The organism is Luteibacter sp., assembly GCF_036500425.1.
In the GTDB taxonomy this organism is placed as follows: Bacteria; Pseudomonadota; Gammaproteobacteria; order Xanthomonadales; family Rhodanobacteraceae; genus Luteibacter.
The window spans coordinates 24446-37115 of sequence record NZ_DASYCB010000012.1 but is presented as its reverse complement, the minus strand read 5'-3'; the positions used below and the strand labels follow the sequence as shown (position 1 = coordinate 37115).

General features: G+C 63.4%; 8 protein-coding genes. 3 read left to right on the top strand and 5 right to left on the bottom strand.

The genetic code is table 11. The annotated features are described in order from the left end of the window. Positions 1-66: 66 nt before the first annotated feature. The 3 genes from mgtA to VGN46_RS02445 all read right to left on the bottom strand — a co-directional run bounded on the left by mgtA (position 67) and on the right by VGN46_RS02445 (position 4190). Positions 67-2691: a magnesium-translocating P-type ATPase gene (gene mgtA / locus VGN46_RS02455; RefSeq protein ID WP_331640258.1), complete on the bottom strand. Its 2625-nt coding sequence runs from the start codon at positions 2689-2691 to the stop codon at positions 67-69. A gap of 158 nt (positions 2692-2849) precedes the next feature. Next, on the bottom strand, positions 2850-3026 hold the full coding sequence (locus tag VGN46_RS02450; protein WP_331640256.1) for a hypothetical protein: 177 nt from the start codon (positions 3024-3026) through the stop codon (positions 2850-2852). A 255-nt stretch (positions 3027-3281) separates the two neighbouring features. Then, positions 3282-4190, bottom strand: a complete 909-nt coding sequence (locus VGN46_RS02445; protein ID WP_331640254.1) for a LysR substrate-binding domain-containing protein — start codon at positions 4188-4190, stop codon at positions 3282-3284. 121 nt (positions 4191-4311) lie between these two features. On the opposite strand from VGN46_RS02445, the gene VGN46_RS02440 reads away from it, so the two are divergent. From VGN46_RS02440 to VGN46_RS02430, 3 genes are all read left to right on the top strand, one after another. Next, complete coding sequence (locus VGN46_RS02440; protein WP_331640252.1) at positions 4312-4521, top strand: hypothetical protein; 210 nt, start codon at positions 4312-4314, stop codon at positions 4519-4521. A gap of 76 nt (positions 4522-4597) precedes the next feature. Further along, complete coding sequence (locus VGN46_RS02435; protein WP_331640250.1) at positions 4598-5545, top strand: aldo/keto reductase; 948 nt, start codon at positions 4598-4600, stop codon at positions 5543-5545. Positions 5546-5662: 117 nt separating this feature from the next. Further along, a complete protein-coding gene (locus VGN46_RS02430; RefSeq protein WP_331640248.1) occupies positions 5663-6913 on the top strand; it encodes an SGNH/GDSL hydrolase family protein in 1251 nt (416 codons plus the stop codon). An 87-nt stretch (positions 6914-7000) separates the two neighbouring features. Here VGN46_RS02430 and VGN46_RS02425 read toward each other — a convergent pair whose 3' ends face one another. Both VGN46_RS02425 and VGN46_RS02420 read right to left on the bottom strand, forming a co-directional pair. Beyond that, the gene (locus tag VGN46_RS02425) at positions 7001-9232 is read right to left on the bottom strand and encodes an NADP-dependent isocitrate dehydrogenase (RefSeq protein ID WP_331640246.1); all 2232 of its coding nucleotides are present in this window, start codon (positions 9230-9232) and stop codon (positions 7001-7003) included. Positions 9233-9444: 212 nt separating this feature from the next. After that, positions 9445-12567 (bottom strand): efflux RND transporter permease subunit, encoded by a 3123-nt coding sequence (locus VGN46_RS02420; RefSeq protein WP_331640244.1) that lies wholly within the window; start codon positions 12565-12567, stop codon positions 9445-9447. Positions 12568-12670 lie beyond the last annotated feature (103 nt).

Here is a 12670-nt window from a genome sequence, read left to right as displayed (position 1 = left end):
GCTTGCGCGCGATGGGGTGCGGCAAGATCCATCGCGCGCAAGCGCGCTCCTACAGGGGGTGTGCCGTCACAGCCAGCGGTTGTAGCGGCGGATGTAGAGCGTTTTCACGATCTGAGTGAGTACGCAGTACGACACCAGGGTCAGCGCCAGCCAGCCGAAGTACGCGCCGGGCAGCGGCATCATGCCGATGCGCGCGCCCAGCCCCGTAAACGGGATAAGGATGCCGATGACCATGATCGCGCCGGTCAGTGCGAGCACCGGGGCAGAGGCCATGCTGCGCAGGAACGGGATGCGCCGCGTGCGGATCATGTGCACCACCAGGGTCTGCGAGAGCAGGCCTTCGATGAACCAGCCGGACTGGAACAGCGACTGATGGGCCACGTCGTGTGCGCCGAACACATGCCACATCAGCCAGAAGGTGGTGATGTCGAACACCGAGCTGACCGGACCGATCCAGACCATGAAGCGGCCGATATCACCCGCATCCCACTTGCGTGGCGTGCGCAGGTATTCCTCATCCATGCGATCGAACGGAATGGACAGCTGCGACAGGTCGTACAGCAGGTTCTGCACCAGAATCTGCAGCGGAAGCATCGGCAGGAACGGCAGGAACGCGCTCGCCACCAGTACGCTGAACACGTTGCCGAAGTTCGAGCTGGCGGTCATCTTGATGTATTTCATGATGTTGCCGAAGGTAATGCGGCCTTCGATCACACCTTCTTCAAGCACCATCAGGTTCTTTTCGAGCAGGATGATGTCCGCCGATTCCTTGGCGATATCTGTGGCCGTATCGACCGAGATACCTACATCAGCATCGCGCAGGGCCGGCGCATCGTTGATGCCATCACCCAGGAAGCCCACGGTGTGGCCGCGCCGCTGCAGCGCTTTCACCACGCGTGCTTTCTGCACGGGCGACATCTTGGCGAAGATCGTGGTGCTTTCGACCATCGCGTCCAGCGCTTCATCGTCCAGTTGCTCGATGTCCCGACCGAGCGCGGTGCCGCCCACGTCGAGACCGACTTCGGCGCAGATCTTCTTCGTCACCGCCTCGTTATCGCCGGTGATCACCTTCACAGCCACGCCGTGGTGGTTCAGCGCGCGGATCGCGGTGGCCGCCGAGTCCTTAGGCGGATCGAGGAACGCAAGGCAGCCGACCGCCGTGAGACCGGCTTCATCGGCCACGCCGTAAGCGCGATCACCTATCGGGTCGCGGCGGACGGCCACGACCAGCACGCGCAGGCCATCCTCGTTGAGGCGGCGGGTCATCGCGCGGATCTCGGCGCGCTTCTCCTCGGTCATCGGCTCGACGACGCCGCCGATGCGTGCCTCGGTGCAGGTGGCGAGCATCTCTTCAACGGCGCCCTTGCAGATCAGCAGCTGCTCGTACTCACCATCAGTCACCACCACCGACATGCGCCGGCGCTGGAAGTCGAACGGGATCTCATCGACGATGCGGAAGCGGTGGGCGACGGTCTCGAGGTCGCGGTGGGTCAGCACCGCCTTGTCCATGAGGTTGCGCAGGCCGGTCTGGAAACGGCTGTTGAGGTAACCCCACTCCAACGCCTCATCGGAATCGTCCCCGTCGAGATCGACATGGCGCTCGAGCACGATCTTGTCCAGAGTGAGCGTGCCGGTTTTATCCGTGCACAGCACATCCATGGCGCCAAAGTTCTGGATGGCGTTGAGGCGCTTCACCACCACCTTGCGCTTCGACATGGCGATGGCGCCCTTGCCGAGGTTGGCGGTGACGATCAGCGGCAGCATCTCCGGGGTGAGGCCCACGGCCACGGAAAGCCCGAACATGAAGGCTTCCAGCCAGTCGTGCTTGTCGAAGCCGTTGATGAAGAAGACGATCGGCACCATCACCGCCATGAAGCGGATCAACAGCCAGCTGACCGAGGAGATGCCCTTGTCGAAGCTGGTCTGCACGCGCTCACCGGAGAGCGTGCGTGCCAGCGAGCCCAGGTACGTCCGTGCGCCGGTCGCCAGCACGACGGCCGTGGCTGTGCCGGAAACCACGTTGGTACCCATGTAGCAGACCGTGGGCAGGTCGAGCGGGCCACTGCTGTCGCTGGCCATCACGCCACCCGGCGCTGCTTTCTCCACCGGGATGGATTCGCCGGTGAGGATCGCCTGCGAGATAAACAGATCCTTCGCTGCGATCAGGCGCAGGTCGGCCGGGATCATGTCGCCGGCACCCAGATGCACGATGTCGCCGACGACGATTTCCTCCACCGGCACTTCGATGCGCTCGGCATGGCCATCCTCGGCGCGGCGGGTGACGGTCGCCGTATTGCGGACCATCGCCTTCAGCTTTTCAGCCGCCTGCGAGGAGCGGTACTCCTGGGTAAACGACAGCAGCACGCTGATGCCGACCATCACCGCGATGATGACCGGACCGGTCAGGTCTTCCGGATCGGTGAACAGCTGCACCACCGCGAGCACCAGCAACACGATGATGAAGGGGTTCTTGAAGGCATGCAGCAGCTGGATCGACCAGTGCGGCGGCTTTTCATGGCCCACTTCATTGACACCGTCGCGATCGAGGCGCTCAGCGATGGCGGCCTCATCGAGGCCGTCGATGCGGGAATCCAACGCGCGCAGTAGCTCATCCGCCGGACGGAAGGCGTCGGCAGTCGCGTTGGTGAAGGTTTTTGCGGCGACAGTCGCCGGCGAGGTGTGGATCTTCATGGCTCGCTACCTATCCGGTACGCAGGACCGGCGGGCGCGAGCGGCTTGCGGCCGCGATTAGCCGTAAGCAGGCGCGCCGGCTAGGGGCCGACGAACGGAATTCTCGTTAGATGTGACGATGGACCGCGAACGCGGCGTCGTAGTGTCTATGTCGCTGTTCATGATTGCGGAAGCTTGCCGTCCGCCGGTTTCAGGACGCTTTCAACGGCCTCGAGCGAACGCGGCACGGTGATCGTGCGCTTCACCGGCTGGGCGGTGGTACGGCGGCGGGCGAGTGCGAAAGCGAGACGGCGCCCGAACATGCGCGGGCCGGTCTTGTCGAGCTGGAGATTCATGGCTCAATCCTCGAATAACGGTAGCTCACGGCTACCGACGAGGAGAGCCGGACTTTCCCTAGTAGGAGAAAGCGCCGGCCGACCGGGTGCGGTCGCCGCGGGCGATGTGGTTTTCGAACGCCGGGACCCGAAGCGTGCGGGAGCCGGCGCGTGTACTAGGGTAAACGTCCATATGCCTGGATAAGCGAAGGGGGGTGCAGCCCAGCGATGATAGCCCGGGGAGCCGGTCAATTGTCGCGCCGCAGCGCAAAAGGGTCAAGCGGGTAATGGCCGGTTTTCGGCGATACCCGCCTCGTAATCCGCCGCCTCGGCCAGCAGCCATTCACGCAGGCGGGTAAAGCCCGCATGGCCTTCGGAGCGCTTGGGGTAGACGAGGTAATACGCCTCGGCCACGCGCATCCGCTCCTTGCACAACACCGTGAGGGCGCCGCATTCGATCAGCGAGCGGGCCATGACCAGGCGGCCGAGCGCGACGCCCAGGCCCTCCAGCACCGCGCGCTGCAGGTGCTCGGTGTTGTCGAAGCGCGCCACGTAACGTGAGGGCAACGGCATGCCGAACTGTTCGGCCCAATCGTTCCAGCGGCCCGAAGGGTCGCCAAGCAATGGCCAACCCTTCAGCGAGGTATCTGGCAGGCCACCCATCTTGCGGACCAGCGAAGGACTGGCGATGGGCACGATGAATTCGCCGAAGAGCCGCTCTGCCTTTGTGCGCGGCCAAGCGCCCAGGCCATAGCGGAAGGCGGCGTCGATCGTGGGTTCGCGGTCGAAATCGACCAGGCCGACCTGGGAGTGCAGGCTGAGCTCGATCTCCGGGTGTGCGGCTACCAGCCTGGGCAGCCGCGGTACCAGCCAGCTGGAGGCGACGGAGGGCAAGGTGCTCAGGGTGACCGAATCCTGGTGACGGCCCTGGAACCGGCCCAGCGCATGCTCGATCCCTTCGAAATGGTGGCCGATAGCCTCAAGCAGGTTGGCGCCGTCGGCTGTAAGCGTGACGCCCCGCGGACCGCGATCGAACAGGGAGCGCCCAAGGCGCTCCTCCAGGTTGCGGATCTGGTGGCTGAGGGCACTGACCGTGAGATTCAGCTGCTCGGCGGCACGCGCAAGTTTGCCCGTCCTGGCGACGAGCACGAAACCCTGGAGCAAGCCGAGCGGCAGTCGGGACACGTGAATTTCCCTCAAGTCCGGGTTGCAAACATATCGCTTTTTCAAGCGCGGCGGGAAGTCCAACCTTTAGCCCACGACAAGTCGCAGCTTGCTGCGGCCTCAACCGAACCAGGAGGGTGTCATGGCTTCGATCTTCACCGGTCTCGCCTTCATGCACGGGCATATCGTGAACAAGGAACTCGTACTGGCCTTGGGTGCCCCCGACCGCCGCGCCGCGCCTGGCACCGACACCCGTAGGAGCGCGCTTGCGCGCGATACCTCCCGGGATAGTGGAGCCTCAGCCCCTCACAAGGCCTCGCTGGTTTGCGCGACACCCGGCAACTGCTGCTGAGCCCAAGCGCCGCACTTGACGCACCTGCCACCTGGCGTGGGTCATCATGGGGCTCCCCCTCCCCGGAGACCCACGCATGAAGCTTCGCTCCCTCGGCCGCTCGTCCCTGCAGGTCGCCCCCCTCGCCTTCGGCGGCAATGTGTTCGGGTGGAGTGCCGACGAGGCACGATCCTTTGAGCTGCTCGATGCATTCATCGACCACGGCTTCAACCTCATCGATACGGCCGATGTCTATTCCGCGTGGTCGGAAGGCAATGAAGGCGGCGAATCGGAAGCGATCATCGGCCGCTGGTTAAAGAAGAGTGGCAAGCGCGACAAGGTGGTTATCGCTACCAAGGTCGCCAAATGGAAGCGCTACCCGGGCCTTTCGCCGATCAATATCCGCGAAGCCGTAGAGGATTCGCTGCGCCGCCTGCAGATCGATTGCATTGATCTATATCAGGCGCACGAAGATGATCCGAAAGTGCCGCTCGAAGAAACCCTTCGGGCGTTCGACGACCTGGTGAAAGCAGGCAAGGTCCGCGTCATTGGCGCGTCCAATTTCGAGACGACCCGCTTCGCCGATGCATTGCGAACGAGTGACACCAAGGGTCTCACCCGCTACGAATCGATGCAGCCTGAATACAACCTCATGGATCGCAGTGGCTTCGAGAGTGGCTTGCAGTCGCTTTGCGTGAAAGAAGACATCGGCGTCATCAGTTACTACTCGCTCGCCAGCGGCTTCCTCAGCGGCAAATACCGTAGCGAAGCGGACCTTGTGAAGAGCAAGGCTCGCGCCCCCAGGGTCAAGGCATATCTCACCGATCGCGGCATGCGCGTGCTTGCCACGGTAGATAAGGTCGCTGAAGCGCACGGTGCCACGCCAGCGCAGGTCTCGCTGGCCTGGGTGATGGCGCAGCCATCGATCGCCGCGGCGATTGCCAGTGCGACCACGGTGAAGCAGCTTGCCGAGCTGGCCGTATCGGCAAGCTTGCAACTCACCATGGATGAACTCGTCGCACTGACGTCGGCGAGCGAGTTGTGACCGCCTCAGGAAAACGCTGAGGCTACCAGGGGGTCGCCCCCTACAGCACATCGCTCGTCTTCCCTGCATGCTGGGTGGGCCGGAAGGAATCCGGCTCCACCCCCCAAGGAAGACACCATGCGATTGAACACCCCGCTCCGCCGCTGCCTGCTCCTCGGCAGCTTCATCGCGTTAGCCAGCACGGCTGCACACGCCAGGGACAGCGCGAACCTTTACTGCGACTACAAGAAGCTCGGCGATGCCACGGGCGCCGCGGCCGGGACCGTGAGCGCCCATGAATCCGTGCCGGGTCGCTGGCAGCACGACCGATTGCTCGGCTGGAGCAATCTGTTCCGGACCACCATCCCGCCCGCGAGACTGAAGGACCTTTGCCTCGAGCGCCTGAAAGGCGTGCCCGATGCCCACCGGCTCATCGCACCCGTGGTCACCGGTGCCCATGGCGCCCAGGGTTCGACCTTCCCGATCTGGTACTCAGGTGATCTTCGCCCAGGACACCGAATCGAACGCGTCGTGGCGTTTGGCGATAGCCTGACCGACACCGGCAACATGTATGCCGCTTCGCGGCAGCTACTGGATTTCGTGCCCAAAGGAACGAGCCTGCCGTCGTCGTCGTGGTTTGCCGGACGCTTCAGCAACGGTCCCACGTGGATCGAATACCTCGCATCACGCAACGGCCTGACGCTAGCCAACTGGGCGGTGGGTGGTGCACAAACGCGCGATTCCCAACTCGGCCTGATCCACGGCATCGGAACGCAGATCAAGAGCTTCTTCGAGCACATGCAGAGCGAACAGAACTATGACCCTTCACGCACGCTGTTCACGTTCATGGTCGCCGGCAACGACTTCGTCAACGATAGCAAGTACGCCACGGGTATCGTGGCGGAACAGCGCGAATCGCTGATGCAGCTCGTCCGCCACGGTGCGCGCAAGATCCTGATTGTCAATCTCCCCGACGTCACCCGCGCCCCTGTCTTCCGCCTGGGCAGAAAGGATGCGCACGATGTGCTCAAGCGCGTAGAGGTTTACAACTCAGCACTGGCAAGTATCGCCAGTGGTGTAACCCGGCAGGCGCGTGACGAAGGCCTGGCCAACGCCGGTGCCGTGGAGATCCGGGTCGTCGATGCGCGATCGCGCTTTGACGAAGTCCTGGGGAATCCTTCGGCGTACGGCTTCACCAACACGACCGATTCGTGCCTGAAGATCGATGCGGAGAGTTCGCTCTCGTACGTTCAGCGACAGGTACCGCGCAAGTACTGCGAAGCCGGCCGTTTCGTGTTCTGGGATACGCTTCACCCGACCACGCGCATGCATGAGCTGATGTCAGACTGGGCTGCCGAGGCGGCGCCGCGGGACTGGGGCCTGAATTAAGACCGATCGCGTGCAAGCACGCTCCTACAAACGACCTGCGAGGGCCCCTGTAGGAGCGCGCTTGCGCGCGACGAACGCCGCAATCTTTTAGCGACGCAACCCGTCAATCACTGCATTGAATGAAGCGCTAGGACGCATCGCCGCACTCACCAGCGCCATGTCCGGGTGGTAATACCCCTTGGTCTCGACGTGCTTGCCCTGCGCGCCATTGAGTTCACCGACGATCTTGCCCTCGCCTTCTGACAGCGCCTTCGCCACGGGGGCGAACTTCGCCTTCAGGTCGGCATCGTCATCCTGCGTCGCCAGGGCTTCGGCCCAGTACATCGCGAGGTAGAAGTGGCTGCCGCGGTTGTCGATTTCGCCGACCTTGCGCGCCGGGGACTTGTTGCTATCGAGGAAGCGGCCGTTGGCCTGGTCCAGGGTCTTCGCCAGCACGCGTGCGTGCTTGTTGTTATAGCGCTCGGCGAGGTGTTCGAGCGACGCGGCGAGGGCGAGGAACTCACCGAGCGAATCCCAACGCAGGTAATCTTCTTCGACGAACTGCTGCACATGCTTCGGCGCCGAGCCACCTGCACCCGTTTCGAACAGACCGCCGCCGGCCATGAGCGGCACGATGGAAAGCATCTTTGCCGAGGTACCCAGCTCCATGATCGGGAACAGGTCGGTGAGGTAATCGCGGAGCACATTGCCGGTCACCGAGATCGTGTCCTGGCCCTTGCGGATACGCTCCAGCGAGAACTTCGTGGCCTCGTCCGGCGCGAGGATGCGCAGGTCGAGACCTGAGGTATCGTGGTCCTTCAGGTAGCGCTCGACCTTGGCGATCACCTGCGCGTCGTGGGCGCGATGCTTATCGAGCCAGAAGACAGCCGGGGTCTCCGACAGGCGCGCGCGCTGAACCGCGAGCTTCACCCAATCCTGGATCGGGGCATCCTTGGTCTGGCACATGCGCCAGATATCGCCCTGTTCCACCGCGTGCTCAAACACGACGCTGCCATCCTCGGCGACGACGCGGACGCTGCCGTCCGCTGCGAGCTGGAAGGTCTTGTCGTGCGAACCGTATTCCTCGGCCTTCTGCGCCATCAGGCCGACATTGGGCACACTACCCATGGTCGCCGGATCGAACGCGCCGTGCGCGATGCAATCCTCGATCACCACGGCATACACGCCCGCGTAGCTACGATCCGGGATCACGGCCTTGGCGTCCTGCAGCGTGCCTTCTGCATTCCACATGCCACCGCTGTCGCGGATCATCGCCGGCATCGAGGCGTCGATGATGACGTCGCTCGGTACGTGCAGGTTGGTGATGCCCTTGTCGGAGTTCACCATGGCCAGCGCCGGGCGCTTGCCGTACTCGGCCTTCATGTCCGCTTCGATGGCACCGCGCGTCGCGGCATCGAGCTTGTCGAGGCGGGCATAAAGATCGCCGATACCGTTGTTGGCATCGAAGCCGACCTTCGCCAGCGCATCGGCATGCTTCGCCAGGACGTCCTTGTAGAACTCACGCACGGCGATGCCGAACATGATCGGGTCGGAGACCTTCATCATGGTGGCCTTGAGGTGCAGCGAGAACAGCACGCCCTTTGCCTTCGCGTCGTCGATCTGCGCAGCGATGAACGCGGCGAGCTTGCTCTTGCTCATCACGGCGGCATCGACGATCTCGCCGGCTTTCACCGCAACCTTGTCCTTCAGCACTTTGGTCGCACCGTCCTTGCCCACGAACTCGATGCGCAAGCTGCCTGCATTACCGAGCGTGGCAGACTTCTCGCTGCCGTAGAAATCGCCGCCGTCCATATGCGACACGTGCGACTTCGATGCCGGCGACCACTTGCCCATGCGGTGCGGATGCTTGCGCGCATAGTTCTTTACCGAGAGCGGGGCGCGGCGATCGGAATTGCCTTCGCGCAATACCGGGTTCACGGCACTACCCATGGCCTTGCCGTAGCGGGCGTTAATGTCCTTGTCGGCATCCGTCGACGGGGTGTCGACGTAATCCGGCAGGTTGTAGCCCTGCGCCTGGAGCTCCTTGATCGCCGCCTTCATCTGCGGCACGGAGGCGCTGATGTTCGGTAGCTTGATGATGTTGGCATCCGGCGTGGTCGCCAGGTTACCCAGTTCGGTGAGGTGGTCGCCCACGCGCTGTGCGTCGGTGAGGCGATCGGGGAACTGGGCCAGGATGCGGCCGGCGAGCGAGATGTCGCGGGTTTCGACCGCTACGCCTGCGGCGCCGGCGAATGCCTCGACGATCGGCAGGAACGACGCGGTGGCCAGGAACGGCGCTTCGTCGGTGAGCGTGTAGATAATCTTGGGCGAGTTGGACATGGGCGAGCCTTTTGCCTGGAGGGGGTCCGGTTTCGACCGGGAAACCTCTCCATTGTGGCCCGGATCAGGCGGCCGGGAAAGCGACCTCCCGGCATGACACCTTTGCTGCGGGTGCAACACCGCTTTCTCTGTAGGAGCGCGCTTGCGCGCGATCCACGGCCACCGGGCGCCGGGGGTCCCGTGCAAGCACGCTCCTACAAGAGCAGCATCCTTCAGGCTTGGGCGGCGCGCAGCGCCTTGCGTTCCTTGCGGCGCGCCTTGCGTGCCTTCCAGCGGTCGGAGAGGCAGGCAAAGATCACGTACAACGCGGGCGTTGATAGCAGGGTCAGGGTCTGAGAGATCAGCAGGCCGCCGATCATGGCGATACCCAGCGGACGACGCAGTTCCGAGCCCTCGCCCAGGCCGATCGCCAGCGGCAGCGCCGCCAGGATCGCGACCATGGTGGTCATCATGATCGGGCGGAAACGCACCAGGCAGGCCTCGCGGATCGCGTCCGTGGGATTGGAGGCGTGGTCGCGTTGAGCCACAAGGGCGAAGTCGATCATCATGATCGCGTTCTTCTTCACGATGCCAATCAGCAGCACCAGCGCGATCATCGCCACCACCGATAGCTCGGTATCGGTAATCACCAGCGCCGCCAGGGCGCCGACACCGGCAGCGGGTAGCGTCGACAGGATCGTCACTGGATGAATCAGGCTCTCGTAGAGCATACCCATCAACAGGTAGACCACGATGATCGCCGCCAGGATCAGCAAGGGCATGTCGCTCTGTGATTGCTGGAAACGGCGGAAGTCGCTGCCGGCATCCAGCCGGATATCACCCGGCATGCGCATGCCATCGATGGTCTTCTGGATCACCACCATCGCCTCGCCCATGCTCACGCCCGGGGCGAGGTTGAAGCTGACACCCATGCTCGTGTACTGGTCCTCATGCACGATCTGACTGGGTGCCAGACCCGGCACCTGCTTCGTCACGGCCGAGATCGGCACCATGGCGCCGTTATTCGAACGCACATACAGCTGGTTCAATGCTTCCGGCGTTGCCGCAAGCGAAGGCAGCGCGTTGACGATGACCCGGTACTGGTTGATATCGGAATAGATCGTGGACACGGCACGCTGGCCGAACGCGTTATACAGCGCGCCATCGATATTGCCGATCGACACGCCCAGCCGGGACGCGGTATCGCGATCGATCACCATGTTCTGGCGCAGGCCCTGTGCGTCGATATCGCTGCCCACATCCTTCAGCATCTTGTTCTTCTTCAGGGCATCGACCAGCTTCGGCAGCCACAGCTGCAATTCGCCGAGGTCGTTACCCTTCAGTGATACGGAGTACTGGCCACCTTGCGACGTACCGCCGCCGCCACCGGTCGGCAGGTCCTGGATCGGGCGCAAGCGAAGGTTGAGGTCAGGGTATTTGTTGGCCTTGGTCGAGAGCCGGTCGAGCGCATCGAAGGTGGTGTCCTGGCGGCCTTCGGCCACCGTCTTCAGCTCGATATTGAAGTTGCCCGTGGAACCCGTGCGGCTGGTACCCAAACGCGAGCCGACCGATTTCACGTCAGGGTCGGCAAGGAGCATTTCGGTGAGCCGATCCTGGCGCACCTTCATTTCTCCGAACGATACCGTGGAACTGGAAGTCGCACGTGCGGCGATCAGGCCGGTGTCTTGCGGCGGGAAGAAACCGCCCTTCACCATGCCGGCAAGCACGATGGTCACCCCGATCAGCACCAGCGGCGTCAACGCCATCAACAAGGCGTGGCGCAGGGTCCAGTCGAGGCAGACGCGGTAAAACGCGAGCATGCGGTCCTGCGCTCGCTCAAGCGCTCGACCCAGGCGCGATTCCGGCTTATCCGATGCATGCGCCGTCAGGAAGTGCGCGCACAGCGAGGGCGTAAGCGTGAGCGAGACCAGCATCGATACGACGATGGCTGCGATCAGCGTGATCGTGAATTCCTTGAAGAACATGCCGATGATGCCGGGCGCCAGCAACAGCGGAATGAACACCGCGATCAGCGAGCCCGTGATCGAAACGATGGTGAAGCCGATCTCACGCGCGCCGAGCAATGCCGCCTCGAAACGGGGTATGCCTTCATCCATGTGCCGGATGACGTTCTCGATCACCACGATGGCGTCATCGACCACGAAGCCGATGGAGATCACCAGCGCCAGCAGCGTCAGGTTGTTCAACGTATAGCCGAACGCATACATGATGATGAAGCCGCCCGCGAGCGATAGCGGCACGGCAAGGCCCGCGATCACGGTGGGTGCCAGCCGGCGCAGGAACAGCGCCATGGTCATGATCACCATGCACAAGCTGATCATCAGCGTGGCTTGCACCTCGTGCAGCGACGCACGGATGGTCGGCGTGCCGTCAAAGAACGAATGCAGCTTCACGCCGTTGGGCAGCCAGGCCTGCATGGTCGGCATCATGCCCTTGATGCGGTCCACGGTCTCGATGACGTTCGCGTCCGGTTTGCGGTACACGTACATCAGGATGCCGGGCTTGCCGTTGAACCACGCCGCCTGGTAGGCATCCTGCTGGCCGTCGTACACCTTGGCCACGTCCGAAAGGTGGATCGGCACCGAGTTGTTGACGCCGATCACCAGCCTGGCGAACTCATCGGCCTTATGCAGCGAATCGTTGGCCATGACCGCCATGGTCGTCTTGCCATCGGACAGGAAGCCCTGCGGCGAGGTGACATTGGCTGCCGTGAGCGCATTACGCAGCTGGTCGGGCGAGAGGCCCATCGCGTTCAGCGCACGCAGGTTCACATCGACGCGGATGGCGGGCGTCGCGCTACCGGCGATATCGACCGACGCGATACCCTCCTGCTGGCGCAAGCGCTGGGCGAGGATGGAATCCGCGACGTTGTAGAGATCGGTCGGCGCCACCGTATCGGAGGTAAGCGCGAGCACCACCACCGGATCGTCGTTCGGGTTGGCTTTCTGGTACGACGGCGCATTGAGCAGGCCGGTCGGCAGATCAGGCTGCGCCGCGTTGATCGCGGACTGGACGTCGCGCGCCGCGGCGTCGATGTTCGTGCCGTTCTGGAAGAACAACAGAACGAAGGCGCTCCCCTCCGAGCTGTTCGAACGCATGCTTTCCACGCCGGGCACCTGGCCCAGGTGGCGCTCCAGTGGCGCGGCCACGGTGGAGGCCATGGTGCTGGCATCCGCGCCGCTTTGCTGGGCCTGCACGAAGATCGCGGGGAACTGGATATTCGGCAGCGCGGCGACGCCCAGCAGCGAATAGCAGATCAGTCCCACCACGAATACGCCGATCGCAAGCAGCGTGGTGCCGATAGGGCGGCGGATGAACGGGCCGGAAATATTCATCGAGCGAAGGGCTTTAGCATGCGGGGAAAGACGCGGGGGAATCCATTCTTAACGCGTGACCCGGAAAAAGGTTTCGCCGGACGGGAGGCCGTCCGGCGAAAAG

What these genes read in the sequence shown, in the direction of transcription:
- VGN46_RS02435 (WP_331640250.1), top strand. Translation starts at nt 4,598, where the DNA reads ATGAAGCTTCGCTCCCTCGGCCGCTCGTCCCTGCAGGTCGCCCCCCTC.
- VGN46_RS02450 (WP_331640256.1), bottom strand. Translation starts at nt 3,026, where the DNA reads ATGAATCTCCAGCTCGACAAGACCGGCCCGCGCATGTTCGGGCGCCGT.
- VGN46_RS02420 (WP_331640244.1), bottom strand. Translation starts at nt 12,567, where the DNA reads ATGAATATTTCCGGCCCGTTCATCCGCCGCCCTATCGGCACCACGCTG.
- VGN46_RS02430 (WP_331640248.1), top strand. Translation starts at nt 5,663, where the DNA reads ATGCGATTGAACACCCCGCTCCGCCGCTGCCTGCTCCTCGGCAGCTTC.
- VGN46_RS02440 (WP_331640252.1), top strand. Translation starts at nt 4,312, where the DNA reads ATGGCTTCGATCTTCACCGGTCTCGCCTTCATGCACGGGCATATCGTG.
- VGN46_RS02425 (WP_331640246.1), bottom strand. Translation starts at nt 9,232, where the DNA reads ATGTCCAACTCGCCCAAGATTATCTACACGCTCACCGACGAAGCGCCG.
- mgtA (WP_331640258.1), bottom strand. Translation starts at nt 2,691, where the DNA reads ATGAAGATCCACACCTCGCCGGCGACTGTCGCCGCAAAAACCTTCACC.